The 15,762-nt window shown below is 65.6% G+C and carries 15 protein-coding genes; 9 read left to right on the forward strand and 6 right to left on the reverse strand.

The genetic code is table 11. From position 1 onward, the window contains the following. Positions 1–122: 122 nt before the first annotated feature. From ACO05L_RS14515 to ACO05L_RS14525, 3 genes are all read right to left on the reverse strand, one after another. On the reverse strand, positions 123–1,199 hold the full coding sequence (locus ACO05L_RS14515) for a hypothetical protein (RefSeq protein WP_421729877.1): 1,077 nt from the start codon (positions 1,197–1,199) through the stop codon (positions 123–125). Between the two features lie 26 nt (positions 1,200–1,225). Then, entirely contained in the window at positions 1,226–1,555 is a 330-nt protein-coding gene (locus tag ACO05L_RS14520) for a PadR family transcriptional regulator (RefSeq protein WP_421729878.1), read from the reverse strand. 108 nt (positions 1,556–1,663) lie between these two features. Then, the gene (locus tag ACO05L_RS14525; RefSeq protein ID WP_421729879.1) at positions 1,664–2,359 is read right to left on the reverse strand and encodes an SDR family NAD(P)-dependent oxidoreductase; all 696 of its coding nucleotides are present in this window, start codon (positions 2,357–2,359) and stop codon (positions 1,664–1,666) included. A 97-nt stretch (positions 2,360–2,456) separates the two neighbouring features. Here ACO05L_RS14525 and ACO05L_RS14530 point away from each other — a divergent pair, with 97 nt between their 5' ends. Further along, positions 2,457–5,123, forward strand: a complete 2,667-nt coding sequence (locus ACO05L_RS14530) for a M14 family metallopeptidase (RefSeq protein WP_421729880.1) — start codon at positions 2,457–2,459, stop codon at positions 5,121–5,123. Positions 5,124–5,135: 12 nt separating this feature from the next. Here the strand turns inward: ACO05L_RS14530 and ACO05L_RS14535 are convergent, their stop codons facing one another. Next, positions 5,136–5,654 carry a methylated-DNA--[protein]-cysteine S-methyltransferase gene (locus ACO05L_RS14535; protein ID WP_421729881.1) on the reverse strand — a complete coding sequence of 173 codons (519 nt, stop codon included), beginning with the start codon at positions 5,652–5,654 and terminating at the stop codon, positions 5,136–5,138. Between the two features lie 138 nt (positions 5,655–5,792). Here ACO05L_RS14535 and ACO05L_RS14540 point away from each other — a divergent pair, with 138 nt between their 5' ends. Then, positions 5,793–6,704: a hypothetical protein gene (locus ACO05L_RS14540; RefSeq protein WP_421729882.1), complete on the forward strand. Its 912-nt coding sequence runs from the start codon at positions 5,793–5,795 to the stop codon at positions 6,702–6,704. 110 nt (positions 6,705–6,814) lie between these two features. Beyond that, complete coding sequence (locus tag ACO05L_RS14545) at positions 6,815–7,822, forward strand: hypothetical protein (RefSeq protein WP_421729883.1); 1,008 nt, start codon at positions 6,815–6,817, stop codon at positions 7,820–7,822. A 4-nt stretch (positions 7,823–7,826) separates the two neighbouring features. Here the strand turns inward: ACO05L_RS14545 and ACO05L_RS14550 are convergent, their stop codons facing one another. Continuing rightward, positions 7,827–8,546 carry an extensin family protein gene (locus ACO05L_RS14550; protein WP_421729884.1) on the reverse strand — a complete coding sequence of 240 codons (720 nt, stop codon included), beginning with the start codon at positions 8,544–8,546 and terminating at the stop codon, positions 7,827–7,829. A gap of 329 nt (positions 8,547–8,875) precedes the next feature. Here ACO05L_RS14550 and uvrB point away from each other — a divergent pair, with 329 nt between their 5' ends. The 6 genes from uvrB (at position 8,876) to ACO05L_RS14580 (ending at position 14,811) form a co-directional block, all read left to right on the forward strand. Then, positions 8,876–11,110, forward strand: coding sequence for an excinuclease ABC subunit UvrB (gene uvrB, locus ACO05L_RS14555; protein WP_421731701.1), 2,235 nt, complete (start codon positions 8,876–8,878; stop codon positions 11,108–11,110). A 126-nt stretch (positions 11,111–11,236) separates the two neighbouring features. Continuing rightward, entirely contained in the window at positions 11,237–12,592 is a 1,356-nt protein-coding gene (locus ACO05L_RS14560; protein ID WP_421729885.1) for an AAA family ATPase, read from the forward strand. Beyond that, positions 12,589–13,458 carry a DUF4435 domain-containing protein gene (locus ACO05L_RS14565; protein WP_421729886.1) on the forward strand — a complete coding sequence of 290 codons (870 nt, stop codon included), beginning with the start codon at positions 12,589–12,591 and terminating at the stop codon, positions 13,456–13,458. The genes ACO05L_RS14560 and ACO05L_RS14565 overlap by 4 nt, the downstream gene beginning before the upstream one ends. Before the next feature lie 145 nt (positions 13,459–13,603). Further along, a complete protein-coding gene (locus tag ACO05L_RS14570) occupies positions 13,604–14,083 on the forward strand; it encodes a DpnI domain-containing protein (protein WP_421729887.1) in 480 nt (159 codons plus the stop codon). 4 nt (positions 14,084–14,087) lie between these two features. Continuing rightward, positions 14,088–14,240, forward strand: a complete 153-nt coding sequence (locus tag ACO05L_RS14575) for a hypothetical protein (RefSeq protein ID WP_421729888.1) — start codon at positions 14,088–14,090, stop codon at positions 14,238–14,240. 7 nt (positions 14,241–14,247) lie between these two features. Next, entirely contained in the window at positions 14,248–14,811 is a 564-nt protein-coding gene (locus tag ACO05L_RS14580) for a hypothetical protein (protein WP_421729889.1), read from the forward strand. Positions 14,812–14,851: 40 nt separating this feature from the next. Here ACO05L_RS14580 and mmsB read toward each other — a convergent pair whose 3' ends face one another. After that, complete coding sequence (mmsB, locus tag ACO05L_RS14585; protein ID WP_421729890.1) at positions 14,852–15,751, reverse strand: 3-hydroxyisobutyrate dehydrogenase; 900 nt, start codon at positions 15,749–15,751, stop codon at positions 14,852–14,854. Between the last annotated feature and the right edge of the window lie 11 nt (positions 15,752–15,762).

Consider the following 15,762-nt stretch of genomic DNA (forward strand, 5'->3'; position numbering starts at 1 on the left):
CCCATGTCTCGCGGTTTTCGGACATCGCCCTTGGGGCGCTATGCTCGGCTCGCGGAGCCTCACGACTTGAGCGCAGGCTATGGCCCTATGCTCGCAAGGCGGTGGAGTAGCGCCTCCCGACCTCAGCAGCCCTTGCGCGGCTTGCCGGTGAAGACGCGGATCAGGTGGCCCAGCCCTTCCCAGATCGAGATGACCACGGCCGCTGCAACCATCACCATCATCAGGTCGGCGAGGGCGTCGGGCGTTTCCCAGGGGATCGACCGGGCGCGGGCGATGAAGTCGTCCAGACCCTCCGGCCGTATATGGGGCGCCAGGGGCGAGGCGATCCAGATCCAGACATAGCCCACGGTCCGCGCCACGGCGAAGGCGACCTCGGTCAGGGCGCCGGCGCGCACGCCGACCGGCTGGAACGCCTTGGAGCCCTCGAACAGCACCCGCGTCACGCCATAGATGACGCCAGGCCAGTAGAGCAGCCGCCACGTCTGGATCAGCAGGCCGTTGTAATCCACGCCGCCCGCTTCGGGCGCCGTGCGCGACAGGGCCTCGATGTCGATGCCGACGTGGATGACCCCCGCCCAGGCCAGGGTGATGACGGCCCAGCCCGCCGCCCCGGCGATGGCCTTGGCCGTGGGCGACATTCGCCAGGTCGTCCGCTCGGCCGTCCGCGTCTCGCGCGACAGGCGCGTCACGTCGAAGTTGGCCAGTTCGAACAGGGCCAGGTCCTTGATCCGCCATTCCCGCAGGAAGGCCGGCTTGACCGCCTGCCGCTCGATGATGAAGGCGGCGATGGTCGCCATGCCGACGATGGTCAGGCCCCCGCTGACGATGCCGCCCAGGGCCTGGCCTATGCCCTGGCCCACCTCGACATTGCCCACCAGCATCTGGATCAGGGCGCTGACGGCGTTGATGAGGATCAGGGCCAGCAGCCCGACCTTCACCCCGAACAGCCACCAAGGATAGATTTCCGGCCCGACAGCGTGCAGCGGTCCCGAGCCATACTGCGCCGCGACGTTCAGCGGATGGCCGGTCTCGCGCAGCACCGCCTCCTCGTCCGCCTCGGTCAGAGGCCGGCCCAGCTCGGCCTCGCGGGCCTCCATCCGGGTCATGATGGCGTCGTCCAATTCGGCGATGATGTCGTCGCGCGCATCCCGCGACAGCTGGGCCGCGACGGCCTTCAGATAGCGTTCCTTCAGGGTCATGATGATCTCCCCTTGCCCTTGAATGTTCAGAGAATCTTGTCGAGCGAGGCGTTGATGCCCCGCCATTCGGCGGCCAGCGCCGTCAGCATCGCCGCGCCCATGGGCGACAGGCGGTAGAAGCGCTTCTTGCGCTTGTCTTCCTCGCGCCATTCCGAGGCCAGCAGCCCCTGGCTCTCCAGCCGGCGCAGCAGCGGATAGAGGGTGGATTCCTCCATCTCCAGCCCGTCGGCGGCCAGGGCCTGGCGCAGCGTATAGCCGTAGCGCTCCTCCCTCAGCCGGGCGAGCACGGCCAGAACCAGCGACCCGCGCCGCAGTTCCAGCCGCATGCTTTCAAACAGTTCGGGATCGACCGACATGGCCTGGCCTGCCTCAACATTGCGTCACATAGTGTGTGACACACAGTGTATGCGACATACTGTGCGACGGAGTCAATACCTTGGGTATTTCGGAGGCAGCGGTCGGCTTCAGTCCGCGATCCGCGCCCCGTCCCAGGCGAAGACGCCGCCGCTGTCGGCCGGGGTCAGGCCGTCGATGACGCTGAGCAGATGCCGGGCCGACTGCGCGGGCGTGAACAGCTTGCCTTCGGCTACGCCGCTCTGGAACGGCGCGCTCAGGTCGGTGGCGACCGTGCCGGGATGCAGACCCGCGACGACCAGATCGCGGTGCGTCCGGCCCAGTTCGATGGCCAGGTTTCGCAGCGTCATGTTGAGCGCCGCCTTGGAGGCACGATAGCTGTGCCACCCGCCCAGCCGGTTGTCGCCGATCGAGCCGACCCGCGCCGACAGGGCCGCGAACACCGACCTGCCCTGGCGAGGCAGCAGAGGCGCAAAATGCTTGGCCACCAGGGCCGGGCCGACCGCATTGATCTGGTAGTCCCGCAGCATGTGCTCGGCGTTAAGCGCACGGTAGGATCGCTCGGGCGTTTCGCCGGAATGCAGCACCCCAGTGGCGACGAACACCAGGCCCACAGACGGGCCGCGGGCGACCTGCTCGGCGGCTTTGGCGATGCTGGCTTCGTCCTCCAGATCGAGGCCCGTGCCCGAGCGTGACAGCCGGTGCACGGTGTCGAACCGGCCCGACGCCTGCAGCCCGTCGGCGATGGCGGCGCCGATCCCGCCCGAGGCGCCGATGACCACTGCGGCCCGCATTTCATCCATCATGTCTCGCCTCGCCTGATGCCCGGGCCAGCCGCGCGCCCGCCGCCCGTGGACAGCAACGCCTGAACCTATAAACGGGAAGCAGACCTCGGGGATGTTCATGTTCAGACGCTGCCTGTCCACCGCTTGCGCGGCCCTTCTCGGCCTCGCCGCGCTCGTCTCTGTTCCGGCGGGGGCTCATGCCCAGGAACTGCTGGAGGGCGCGACCGATGACGCCTCGGTCCCCACCGTCGCCCAGGTGCTGGGCCATGAGAGCGGCGCGGTCATCACCCCGTCCGCCGACGTGCGGCGCTATTTCGAGGCCTTGCGGACGGCGGCGCCCGACCGGGTGGTGATCGGGGAATACGCCCGCACCCATGAGGGTCGCCCGACCTTCTGGGCCGCCGTCGGCTCGGCCCGCAACATCGCCCGCCTGGACCAGATCAAGGCTGACAGCCGCGCCCTGGCCGATCCGCGCCGCACCTCGCGCGCCCAGGCCGACGCCATCATCGCCGACATGCCGGTCATCGTCTGGATGATGTATTCGGTCCACGGCAACGAGATCAGCCCCGCCGACGCCTCCATGGCCGCCGCCCGCCACCTGCTGGCCTCGCTCGATCCGGCGGTGCAGGGCTGGATGGCCAACGCCGTCGTCGTCTTCGTCCCGACCCAGAACCCGGACGGGCGCGAGCGCTTCCTGTCCACCTTCAACGCCGGGTTCGGCGCCACGCCCAATCCCGATCCGATGTCGGCCGAGCGTGACGAGCCCTGGCCCTCGGGCCGCTACAACCACGACCTGTTCGACCTGAACCGCGACTGGTTCATCCAGACCCAGCCCGAGACGCGCGGCCATGCGCTGCAGATCCGCGACTGGCGGCCCCAGGTCCTGGTCGATTCCCACGAGATGGGCACCGACGAGACCTTCTTCTTCCCGCCCGAGGCCCAACCGCTCAATCCCTGGATCAAGCCCTCGACGCTGGAAAGCCGTGAGATGATCGGCATGAACAACGCCCGAAATTTCGACGCGGCGGGCGTGCCCTACTTCACCCGCCAGGTCTATGACGCCTTCTATCCCGGCTATGGCGACGGCTGGCCCGGCTACCTGGGCGCGGTGTCCATGACCTATGAACAGGGCAGCTCGCGCGGCCTGATCGCGCGGCGCTCGTCGGGCGAGATCCTGACCTATCGCGACACGGTGCGGAACCACCTGATCGCCACCCTGTCGACCATCGAGTCGTCCGCCGACAACCGCGAGCGGCTGCTGCGGAACTTCTACGACTACGCCGCGGACGGCGTGGCCGGACGCGGCGCCTATGTGCTGTCGCGCGCCGCCTGGGACCCCGCCCAGGCCGATCGTCTAGCCGGCCTTCTGGTTCGCTCGGGCGTCGAAGTGGGCCGCGCGACGGCCAGCTTCACCGCCTGCGGCAAATCCTATCCGGCCGGCTCCTACGTCGTGAACCTCAGCCAGCCCCAGCGCCGCATGGCCGAGGTGCTGCTGACCCGCGACGTGGCCATCCCGGCCGACTTCCTGGCCGAGCAGGAGCGACGCCGCGCGCGCGGCCTGTCGGACGAGATCTATGACGTCACCGCCTGGTCCCTGCCCCTGGTGATGAACACCCCGTCCGACCGCTGCGATCGCGCGCCCAATGTCAGCGTCGCCGCCGCGACCGGCGACCTGGTCCAGCCCGCCGTGATCGCCGAGCCCGACGCCGCCTACGGCTATCTGGTCGCGCCCGGCCTGCCCGCCGGACGCCTGCTGTCCGCCGCGCTTCAGGCCGGGATTTCCGTCCGCGCGATGGACAAGCCCTTCACCCACGCCGGTCGTCGCTGGCCCTCGGGCACGCTGGTCATCGCGCGCGCAGGAAACCCCGCCGACCTGACCACGAAGGTGGTCGCCTGGGCCGCAACGACGGGGGCCGAGGTCGTCGGCGCCCGCGATTCCTGGGTCTCAGACGGTCCCAGCTTCGGCTCGTCCGACGCCTTCCTGATCCGCGCGCCCCGCGTCGCCCTGGCCTGGGATTCACCGGCAGACACCACCGGTTCCGGCGCCGCCCGCTATGTCATCGAGCGCGAGCTGGGCTATCCGGTCACCGTGGTCCGCGTCGACTCCCTGGCCGACGGCGACCTGTCCCGCTTCCAGGTCATCGTCCTGCCCGAAGGCCGCAACTATCAGGGCCGCCTCGGCGCCGCCGGCGTCACCCATCTGCGCGAGTGGGTCGAGAACGGCGGCACCCTGATCGGCCTGGGCACGGCGACCCGTCTGCTGACCGATCCCGACAGCAAGATGCTAGCCGCCCGCCGCGAGAACGCCTCCGAAGTCGAGGGCGACGCCAAGGAAGAGGAGGCCGCCGCCGGTCCCGTCATCCGCTCGGAATCCGACTACGAGAGCCTGATCGAGAATACCGAGCGCGGTCCCGATAGCGTCGCCGGCGTCCTGGCCCGCGCCGAGATGGATCCCGAACACTGGCTGTCGGCGGGCGTCGCCCCCGTGGTCAATGTGCTGGTCAAGGGCTCGGACATCTATGGCCCGCTCAAGCGCGGCGAGGGTCGCAACGTCGCCCGCTTCGGCTCGGCCGACGACCTCTTGGCCTCGGGTCAGCTCTGGGCCGAGAACCGCCGCCAGCTGGCCTACAAGCCCGCCGTCATGGTCAATGAACAGGGTCGCGGCGTCATCATCGCCTTCGTTCAGGATCCGACCTTCCGGGGCTATATGTCAGGGCTGGAGCCGCTCCTGGCCAACGCCATCTTCCACGGCCCCGCTCACGCCCAGCCGACCTGGGCGCCTTAGGGCGATAGAGGCTCAGATCAGCAACGCGCCCTCGTGGCGCAGCAGCCAGGTCTTGCGCTCCAGCCCGCCGCCGAAGCCGACCATGGCCCCGTCGGCGCCGACGATGCGGTGGCAGGCCAGGATCAGCGGGATGGGATTGCGGTTCAGCGCCACCCCCGCCGCCTGGGCCGCGCCGGGCTCGCCCGCCCGCACGGCCATCTCGCCGTAGGAAATCGTGGTCCCGGCCGGCACCTGAACCAGGGCCCGCCAAACCCGTGACTGAAACCCGCCGTCCGATACCGCCCCATCCAGCGACCAGACGATCCGATCCAGTGCAACGCGGTCTCCGGCGAAGTAATCCGCCAAAGCCTGCTCCACGGCAGTCGGCGCCGCGCCGGCCCTAGAGCTCACGCCCGGATACTCGCGCCGCATGGATCGCTCGATCCCATCGGCGAACGACACCCCGCGCACCGCGCCCGAGGCGTCGCAGGCGAACGCCAGCGGCCCGATCGGGCTGTCGATTGAGGACAGGGTGAGAGGCTCTGACAACATGGCGCGATCCTGCGCCCGCGCCCCTCGGCTGTCTCGCGGTTTTCGGACGCCCGCTCGCTCACACGTCCCTCGCCGGGCAACCATACCCTCCCGCCCCCGTTCCTTTCGACTCATGGCCACAGCCGGAAAGACATTCGCATGACCAAGCCCCAACTCGCCCTCGCCGCCGCAAGCGCCGCCCTGACCCTCGTCGCGGGCGCCGCCGCCGCCCAGACGCCCTATGGCCAGACGACCACGCAGACCCAGCCGACCACGCGCGACACCCTGGGCGCCATCGCCGGCGCCTTGCTCGGGGATCGGCTCGGCATCTCGCAACTGGATCAGGGATGGCTGCGGGGAACCCGTCCGCTGAGCGAAGGACAGGCGACCTTCTCAACCCGCGTCGACACTAGCCAGCGCTCCGGTTCCATCTCGTCCTCGGCCGCTGCCCGGCTGAAGACAGACTACCAGGCCCTGGTCACGCTGGAGACCCAATATTCGGCCGGAGGGTTCTCGACCCAGGAGCGGGCCGATCTGAACAGCCGCTATAACGCCCTGGTCCAGACGCTGGATTCGGGCGCCTCTGGCTATGGCGAAACCGCTGCGGTGGCCGAGGGCCGCGCGGCCTTCGACGCTCGTGTCGACGCCTCGGTCAACGCCCGTCGCCTGACCCGCACCCAGGCGACCCAGCTGAAATCCGACTATCAGTCGGTGGTGCAGATCGAGACCAACTATCTGGCTGACGGCGCCCTCAGCACGAGCGAGCGCGCCGACCTTGACGCGCGGCTGGACGCTCTGGATGTCCGCGTCGGCGACGGCCCGACCGGCACGACCCCGACCACGCCGACGGCCCCGCTCGATAACCGCACCCGGCTGAATGCGCTCGACGGCGCGGTGACCACGGCCGAGCGCTCCGGCGCTGTCAGTCGCGCCGACGCCGCAGACATCCGGGTCGAGCTGGGCGACCTGGACAGACTGGAAGCCGCCTATCGCCGCCTGAGCGCCACCAGCGACGACACCGCCTATCTGACCCGTCGCATCGGCGAACTGGAAGCCCGCATTCGCCGCTGATCCCTATCGACCCGACCGGGCGGCGTTCGCCGCCGCCCGGATCATCGCGCCTGGCAACCTTAACTGTTGAACGCCGTTCTTCCGGCATCGGAACCTACGGAAGAACATCCATGAAACGGTCCATCTCGCTCGGCGCCCTGATCGCTGGAACCATCGTGCTCACGGCTGGCGCGGCCGCAGCCCAGACGCCCTATTATCCGTCAGGCTCAGCCCCGCAGCCGACCTATCCGGCAACCACCTATGGCCAGACCCAATATGGGCAAACCCAGTACGGGCAGGATCCGTACAACCAGGGGCAATACGGCCAGAGCCAGCCCGCCGACGCTCTGACCGCCATCCTCGGCGCCCTGTTCGGCGATCAGTTCGGCGCCTCAAGCTCGCTGGAATCGCAATGGAGCCGGGGCCGCCGCCCGCTCAACACCCAGCGCGCGCAGTTCCGCTCTCAGGTCGATGCCGAGGTTCGTCGCGGAAACCTGTCCAGCAACCGCGCAGCCAGGATCAATGAACGCTATGACGCCCTGGTCCAGCTCGAGGCCCGCTACGCCTCGGATGGTCGCATCACGACCCAGGAACGCGCCGACCTGGCCGAACGCTATCGCCGCCTGACCGACCAGCTCGATGACGCCACAGGCGGCGGGAATGGCGGGGGGTATGGCGACACCATCGCCAACGGTCGCGCCGCCTTCGAGGCGCGCATCGACGCCTCGGTCCGCGACCGCTACATCAGCCGGGACGAGGGCTATCGCCTGCGCTCCGACTATCAGGCCCTGATCCAGTTGGAGGCCAGCTACAGCCGCGACGGCCTGAACGCCAACGAACGCGCCGATCTGCAATACCGGCTCGCTGATCTCCAACGCCGCGTCGGCGGAAGCTATGGCGGTGGCGGCGGCGGCGGATACGGCAATCAGGGCCGTCTCTCGTCGATCGAGGCCGGCATCGCCTCAGCTGAACGGTCCGGTGTCAGCCGCAGCGAAACCGACCGGCTGCGCACCGAACTTGGCGACCTGACCCGTCTCGACGCCGCCTATTCCGCCGACGGTCTGAACAGCGACGAGAGCAGCTATCTGACCCGCCGCCTGGGAGAGTTGGAGCAGCGAGTCCGCAACGCCCGCCGCTAGTCCTCTATCGACACAGTCTTCCACTTTCGGCTTCCAGGTGCAGGTGGTCGTGGTGGAAGCTGTTGTAGTCGGGGCTCAGGGTCGTGCCGAACACCTGGCAGGCGTCGTCGCGGATGCGGTGCAGGAACCGGCCCTCGGGCGTCGTCGTGTTCCAGTTGTTCGTGACGGTGATCCTGCGCCCGTCTGTCAGCCGCACCCCGGCGAAATCCAGCGCCGCCGCCCGCGAATGGGCGCTGGGACGGTTGCCTGCCTGGCTGTTCACCGGACGACAGGCATAGACCCCCATGTGGTCGATCTGATCGACCCCGGTGCCCAGGATCTCGCGCGCCGCCGGCTCCACCGACTGCCGCCGCCAGACGCTGATCGCCGCCGCCAGGGCGCAGGTCGTCGTCGGCGCATTGGGCGACATCCGCGCCCGGGTGCCGTAGTCCGGGCCCAGCACGCCCGCCTGGGTCAGGCCGCAGGTCGGGCTATTCACCCGGTCCGCCGTCGGGCTGAAGGTCACCCGCGCCGCCCCCAGCACCGCCGCGCAGGTCTCGATATCCGCCGTCGCCCTCTGAAGCGCCCCGAACGTCCCCGCGCCGATGGGCCGGTCGATCAGGTTGTCGCCCGAAGGCGCCGGCGTCTGGGTCGGCAGATAGGGCCTCGGGCCGGGGCCGACATTCTGCGGCGCATCGGGGATCATCCGGCCACACCCCGCCAGGGACACCAGCCCTGCCAGCACGAGGCCGACACCTGTCCGGGTTCGACCATTTCGAATCGCTTCGTGCTGCATCGGGTCAGGCTAAGGCAGGATCGCCCATGGCCGAAGCGCCGCCGCAAACGCCTTTCCTGCTGACACCCTGCTGTCAGCATCCGTTCGCCCCCGATACGCGTTGACTGGCGACAAGCCCCCTCTCGCACTAAGTTCCGTTCATGAACCGTTCTTCCACGCCAAAAGGCTCTGCGCCCGTCATCAAGAAGCCGGTGCACGTCCCCGGTTCGGGCATGCAGGAAGCGCCCGCCGCCTTCCTGCGGGATGGGGACGCGCCCCTGCCCAAGGCGATGACGAAGATGCCGATGTTCGCCCCCGTCACCGGCCCCCGCCTGACGCCCGAGGAGGCGCCCGGCAAACCCGACGACTGGCGCCCGCACCGTCCCGACCGCCCGACCAAGTCCGCCGTCGGCCGCAAGAACAATCCCTTCCGGCTCGAGACCCGCTACACTCCCGCCGGCGACCAGCCCGCCGCCATCAAGGAACTGGTCGCCCAGGCCGGTGCGGGCGACCGCGATCAGGTCCTGCTGGGCGTCACCGGCTCGGGCAAGACCTTCACCATGGCCAAGGTCATCGAACAGACCCAGCGCCCGGCCCTGATCCTGGCCCCCAACAAGACCCTGGCCGCGCAACTCTACTCCGAGTTCAAAGCCTTCTTCCCCGACAATGCGGTTGAATACTTCGTAAGCTATTACGACTATTATCAACCGGAAGCATATGTACCTAGAACTGATACATATATTGAAAAAGATTCAAGTATAAACGAGCAGATCGACCGGATGCGCCACTCGGCGACACGGTCGATACTGGAGCGGGACGACGTCATCGTCGTGGCCTCGGTATCCTGCATCTACGGCATCGGGTCGGTGGAGACCTATACCGCCATGACCTTCAACCTGAAGGTCGGGGACCAGATCGACGAGTCCAAGCTGCGGGCCGACCTGATCGCCCTGCAATATAAGCGCAACGATGTCCATTTCGACCGCGGCATGTTCCGTAAGCGCGGCGACACCATCGAGATCTTCCCGGTCCACCAGGAGGACCGCGCCTGGCGCGTCAGCCTGTTCGGCGACGAGATCGAGGCGATCCACGAGTTCGACCCCCTGACCGGCCGAAAGACCGCCGATCTGGACGAGGTCACCGTCTATGCCGCCAGCCACTACGTCACGCCCCGCCCCACGCTCAACCAGGCCCTGGGGGGCATCAAGGCCGAGCTGAAGGAGACGCTCGACTGGATGAATGAGAACGGCAAGCTGCTGGAGGCGCAACGCCTGGAGCAACGCGTGCGCTTCGATCTGGAGATGATGGAGGCCACCGGCTCCTGCGCCGGGATCGAGAACTATTCCCGCTGGCTGACCGGCCGCGCGCCGGGCGAGCCGCCGCCGACCTTCTTCGAATACATCCCCGAGAACGCCCTGCTGTTCGTGGACGAGAGCCACGTCACCGTGGGCCAGATCAACGGCATGTTCCGGGGCGACTACCGCCGCAAGACGACCCTGGCCGAATACGGCTTCCGCCTGCCCTCCTGCATCGACAACCGCCCGCTCAAGTTCGACGAATGGGAGGCGATGCGGCCCCAGACGGTCCACGTCTCGGCCACCCCCGGCCCGTGGGAGATGGAACAGACGGGCGGCGTCTTCGTCGAACAGGTTATCCGCCCCACCGGCCTGATCGACCCGCCGGTCGAGATCCGCCCTGTCTCCGGCCAGACCCGCAACCAGGTCGACGACGTCATCGACGAGGTCAAGGCGGTGGCCCGCGCCGGCTATCGCAGCCTCGTCACCGTCCTGACCAAGAAGATGGCCGAGGACCTGACCGAATACATGCACGAACAGGGGGTGCGCGTCCGCTACATGCACTCCGACGTCGACACCCTGGAGCGGATCGAGATCATCCGCGACCTGCGCCTGGGGACCTTCGACGTCCTGATCGGCATCAACCTGCTGCGCGAGGGGCTCGACATCCCCGAGTGCGGCCTGGTCGCCATCCTGGATGCGGACAAGGAGGGCTTCCTGCGCTCCGAGACCTCCCTGATCCAGACCATCGGCCGCGCGGCCCGCAACGTCGACGGCCGCGTCATCCTCTATGCCGACCGCATGACCGGCTCGATGGAGCGGGCCATCGCCGAGACCGACCGCCGGCGCGAGCGTCAGGAGGCCTACAACGCCGAACACGGCATCACGCCCGAAAGCGTCAAGCGCGACATCAAGGAAATCCTCGACAGCCCCTATGAGAAGGACCGCGTCCTGATCCCCACCGGCGTCAAGGAAGAGGCCCGCCCCTTCACCGGCGCCAATTTCCAGACCGCCCTCAAGGACCTGGAAGGCCGCATGCGCGAGGCCGCCAGCAACCTGGAGTTCGAGGAAGCCGCCCGCCTGCGCGACGAGATCAAGAAGATGAAGCTGCTGGACCTGGAGTTCGCCAACGACCTGATGACGGCCGACGGCGAGACGGTCGACAAGTCAGCGCCGAAGAAGTGGCGCGCGGAAGCGGCGGCTGAGAAGGCGGAGGCGTTCAGGAAGGGGCGACTGTAGGGGGGCAACCAGCACCCTCTTCGGATAATTTCACTCGTTCCATCACGCCTTCGGCCGGCACTCCAAATCGTTAGGGCTAGCGCACCTGCGATTCTCGGGTAGGTTATACCGAAGGGGAGGACGCCAATGAGATTGCTAAGATTCAGATCCGAAGGGCTAAATGGCTACCTCGAGTTCGACCTCGACCTGAGCAATAATCTCAGCTTCCTGATCGGAATCAACGGAAGCGGTAAAACCAGCGTTCTCCGCTCGATCATGGCCCTGTTGGGCCCCGATCTCTCTTGGCTGAGCTCGGCTACGTACTCAAACATCTCGTTGGATGTAGAGCTTGAAGGTGAACTCGTACAAATCTCGGCCGCCAATTTTGAAGGAGTTGCTGTAGTTCGTTTTCGGCGCGATGATGTCGATGTTTCTTGCTCCATCTCCGCTGAGCTAATCGCGAAGCACACTCGCATGGGAGAAGAATTCGCGTTTGACGATGAAGGACAACCGATTGTTCTTCGCGAAAACCGGATAGATATTCCGTCGAATATTCCTACGCTAATGTTCATCAAGGACATACCTACGCCGATATTTTTGGGGCTCGACAGAACGACTCTGGGATCGACACGCGATCCAAACCGTAGAGCAACTCGGTCTCGTCGACCACACGCCACCTTGAGGACTTTCCTTGATGAAAGCGTCAGCCAAGCCGAGCGGCTTGCAGTGTTTGCGGCGCGGTCTGCAAACTTAGAACGCACCCGACGGGCAGCGCGTCTTAGGGAGGCCATACTTTTGAGCCTCTTCTCCGAACTCAAGGCTGATAACTATTCGGATCTCCCTAGAAAATCCGACCTTCGCCGCCTGGAGCAAACACGAAAATCGCTAAAAGCAGCGTTCAGTATATTGGGAATACCTGAAAGAAATGCGTCTCGTGTGATAGATCCGTTTTTCTCAGACCTATTCGGGTTAGTGAACAAACTTTCCAAGTTCTCCTCTAATGATCAAATATTCAAGGAGAAGGACATTGCATCTACAGGCTATATAGACTGGCTAAACGCCACGCCGCGCTTGACGCTTATATCCAGCGTTGAGAACATGGTACAGGCGTTCAATAGAGAAGAGCTTGAGGTATTTTATTCTATACGACGCTACGAAGGAATTATGAACGATTTCCTTGGTGATTCGAAGAAGCACCTCAGCTTCAGCGATGATGGCGACCTCCAAATCTCTCTCCCGTCAGACGCTGAAGGAACAGTTCACTATTTATCGTCTGGTGAACGACAACTTTTTGTTCTTATAACGAACTTGATGTTCAACAATGACAATAAACAAGCGAACGTTGTAATTATTGATGAGCCTGAATTATCCCTTCATATGAAATGGCAAGAGATGTTTGTATCGTCTCTCCAAAGCGCGAACCCTCAGACTCAGCTGATATTGGCGACCCACAGTCCGTCCATTATCAATTCGAACGAAGAGTTTTGCGTGGATCTTTCATGAACGGCTATGGAAAGTCATCACGGCTGGCAATCGCGCGACTGATGCGGCCCTATAACGACATCGACATTTTTGTAGAAGATTCCCGACTTTGTGGCGCTTACGAGCGATTGATAAGTCGCGCGCTTGGAGACTTGGGTAAAGTTCAGAAAGTCATCCCGTTAGGCACACGCGAAGATGTCGTTCGCGCGGCTTCGAACGATAATAATAATTCCGGAAGACCGCGACTTTACATTGTCGATGGTGATTTAGATTTGATAGCGAAGAGATCTATGCCGTCTTCGCCTCACTTGTTTAGACTGAACGTATATTCGGTCGAAAACTTATTGTTCGAGAAAGACTCAGCGGTTCGTTTGGCGCGGTTCGCTATGCCAGGCGCATCACCTGCAACGGCGGATGCCGCCCTCGACTGGGACGACCTAGTTGAATCATTGGATCGGCATGCCAGCAGATACTTTTTAGCTCTCGGCATAGCCAGGCGCTTGAAATTGCGGGGAGGGGTGTTTGCGTTTCAACCAGCAAGCATAGCGGTTACCATAAACAATAAAAACATTGGCGTTGATCCATACAAATGTCGGATTCGAACATTTGAAGTTATCAAAGCCATACGGGCGTCCGTTACAAGCAATCGCTACAGACTGGCAAAAGCTGCAGTGATCAAAAACGTGTCTACTAAAAAGCTATCCGGAGTACAGTTTGTCGCCGGGAAAAATTTCCATTTCATGTTTCTTATCGCGCGCCTTGCCGGTGCTGGGAATGTAGGCCTCTCGCCGACGGCTGTCGCGTCCTACTTGGCAGATTATTGTACGTTTGAGCGAGACCCACGGCTCCGGAGACGACTTCGGAAACTCGCGAGACGTAAGCCCTAACGCCTACGCACGGGAGCCCAAGCCTCGGCTGGGGTCGGGTTAAACGACGTCGCCCGCATCGTGCCCCGCGACGCCGACTTCGAAGAAATCGGACCGACCTTCTACGGTAAGGGCTGACTAACCAGCGCACCACCATTCTGCCCGCATGGCCGAAGACGACATCCCCTGGAGCAATCTCGGCTTCGCCGAAGATGGGGCCGTCTTCAAGGGCGCGACACAGAACGCCCGCGTGTTGAGCGAAGGCTGGATCGGAGCCAACGCCTTCTGTTCCAACTGCGGCGCCGAGCCCCTGACCGCCTTCGCGGCCAACGCGCCGGTGGCGGACTTCCATTGCGGCGTCTGCGCCGAGGAATACGAACTCAAGGCCACCAAGGGCCACATCGACCGCAAGCTGGTCAACGGCGTCTATTGCGCGATGACGGCGCGGTTGGCTGAAGTTCAACGGGCGAGGGACGTATCGGCGAACCTGAGAGCATCTCGGTGTGAACGAGGCGCTCCGCCTTGCCCTTCCTTCGCAGCCCCGTCACCGACCGCTTCTGACGCACCGCCGGTTTACCACTTTCCTCTGCAACAGGAGGGCCGAGATGGCGGAGGGGGAGACGGCGCCACGGCGCTCCAAGGATGAGGATGTGTACGGGCGGGTCAGTCGGCGCGCCGAGGCCATCTATCGCATCGCGACGCTGGTCAAGACGGCGGTGGACATGCCCGAGGGGCGGGCCAGCCGGCGGCTGAAGGCCAGGGCCGAACGGATGCTGGCCATCCTGCAGCAGACGCCGGTCTGAGGCCGGGATGGTCGGCTGGAACCAGGCGAAACTGCGCGACGACGAGACCTGGGCCGAGATCCGGCGCGGGTGGGAGCGGGGCGAGACGGGGGCGTCGCTGGCGCGGCGTAACGACGTCGGGCTGGCCAACCTGTGGCGGCGTCGGGCGTCGGAAAGCTGGGAACGGGTCAAGGTGGAGGACCCCACGCCCGAGCCGGTCGAGGGCTGGCAGCGCCATGCCCAGAAGACGCTGGATCAGTTTCAGCGGCGATTGCAGACCGAGCGGGAGCTTGCGCTGGACCTGTGGGCGGCGATGAAGGGCGGGCCGTGGGAGGACCTGCCGGTCTGGCATCTGGGCTTCGTCCTGGCCTGGCGCGCCGAACACCTGGGGGCCGAGACGGCGGCGGCGGATCGCGAACGGGCGACGGATCGGCCCTGGGCGCGGGCCGCCCCCCCCCCTCAGGAATGGTGGGACTCCGCCGGTCAGATGCGGGACCTGGAAAGCATCGACTACGAGATCATCCGCCTGCACCGCGACGACTGGCGCGGCGAGGCCGGACTGCCCGAGGGCGCGGCGCCCCACTATCCCTGAGCGGGGCCGTGAGGCGCCCGGAAACGCCCTTGTAGGGCCTCTAGCCCTGTTTCAGATCGCCCATCTGGCCGCGCAGCATCTGCAGGATGGCGCTGAAGTCGCGGCCGCCGAAGCCCTGGCGTTCGAACAGCTGGAACAGGGCCTCGGACTGGGCGCCCAGGGGGGTGGAGGCGCCGGACCTGGCCGCCGCGTCCTGGGCCAGTTTCAGGTCCTTCAGCATCATGGCCGTGGCGAAACCGCCGTCATAGTCGCGGTTCGAGGGCGCCGTCGGCACCGGTCCGGGCCAGGGGTAATAGGTGGTCACGCTCCAGCTCTGGCCCGAGGACTTGGACGCGATGTCGAAGAACTTGACCGGGTCCAGACCCAGCTTCTCGGCCAGGGCGATCCCCTCGCAGGTGGCGATCATGTTGATGCCCAGGATCATGTTGTTGCAGATCTTGGCCGCCTGACCCGTGCCGTGGTCGCCCGCGCGCATGGTGACGCGGCTCATGGGCTCGAGCGCCGTTTCAATGCGGGCGAACTGGGCCTCGTCGCAGCCGACCATGAAGGCCAGGGTGCCCGCTTCGGCCGCCATGATGCCGCCCGAGACCGGGGCGTCGGCGAAGACATAACCCGCCTCTCCGGCCAGACCGGCGACCTTCCTCGCCGTGTCCACGTCGATGGTCGAGCAGTCGAGCAACAGGGCGCTGGTCGGGGCCGCGCCGATGATCTGTTCGGAATAGACCGACAGGACGTGCGGCCCGGCGGGCAGCATGGTGATGACGACCTCGGCGTCCTTGACCGCCTCGGCGACCGAGCCGACGGGGGTGCAGCCGGCGGCCTTGGCCTTGTTCAGCGCAGCCTGGGACAGGTCGAAGGCCAGGACCTGGTGGCCCGCCTTGGCCTGGTTCGCGGCCATGCCGCCGCCCATGTTGCCCAGGCCGATGAATGCGATCTTCATGGTCGTTCTTC

Origin of the sequence: Brevundimonas sp. (genome assembly GCF_965227765.1) — a bacterium.
GTDB lineage: Bacteria > Pseudomonadota > Alphaproteobacteria > Caulobacterales > Caulobacteraceae > Brevundimonas.

Bases quoted from the DNA above. Each gene is read 5' to 3' on its own strand.
- ACO05L_RS14515 (WP_421729877.1), bottom strand. From the start codon at position 1,199: ATGACCCTGAAGGAACGCTATCTGAAGGCCGTCGCGGCCCAGCTGTCG.
- ACO05L_RS14520 (WP_421729878.1), bottom strand. From the start codon at position 1,555: ATGTCGGTCGATCCCGAACTGTTTGAAAGCATGCGGCTGGAACTGCGG.
- ACO05L_RS14525 (WP_421729879.1), bottom strand. From the start codon at position 2,359: ATGATGGATGAAATGCGGGCCGCAGTGGTCATCGGCGCCTCGGGCGGG.
- ACO05L_RS14530 (WP_421729880.1), top strand. From the start codon at position 2,457: ATGTTCAGACGCTGCCTGTCCACCGCTTGCGCGGCCCTTCTCGGCCTC.
- ACO05L_RS14535 (WP_421729881.1), bottom strand. From the start codon at position 5,654: ATGTTGTCAGAGCCTCTCACCCTGTCCTCAATCGACAGCCCGATCGGG.
- ACO05L_RS14540 (WP_421729882.1), top strand. From the start codon at position 5,793: ATGACCAAGCCCCAACTCGCCCTCGCCGCCGCAAGCGCCGCCCTGACC.
- ACO05L_RS14545 (WP_421729883.1), top strand. From the start codon at position 6,815: ATGAAACGGTCCATCTCGCTCGGCGCCCTGATCGCTGGAACCATCGTG.
- uvrB (WP_421731701.1), top strand. From the start codon at position 8,876: ATGCCGATGTTCGCCCCCGTCACCGGCCCCCGCCTGACGCCCGAGGAG.
- ACO05L_RS14560 (WP_421729885.1), top strand. From the start codon at position 11,237: ATGAGATTGCTAAGATTCAGATCCGAAGGGCTAAATGGCTACCTCGAG.
- ACO05L_RS14565 (WP_421729886.1), top strand. From the start codon at position 12,589: ATGAACGGCTATGGAAAGTCATCACGGCTGGCAATCGCGCGACTGATG.
- ACO05L_RS14570 (WP_421729887.1), top strand. From the start codon at position 13,604: ATGGCCGAAGACGACATCCCCTGGAGCAATCTCGGCTTCGCCGAAGAT.
- ACO05L_RS14580 (WP_421729889.1), top strand. From the start codon at position 14,248: ATGGTCGGCTGGAACCAGGCGAAACTGCGCGACGACGAGACCTGGGCC.
- mmsB (WP_421729890.1), bottom strand. From the start codon at position 15,751: ATGAAGATCGCATTCATCGGCCTGGGCAACATGGGCGGCGGCATGGCC.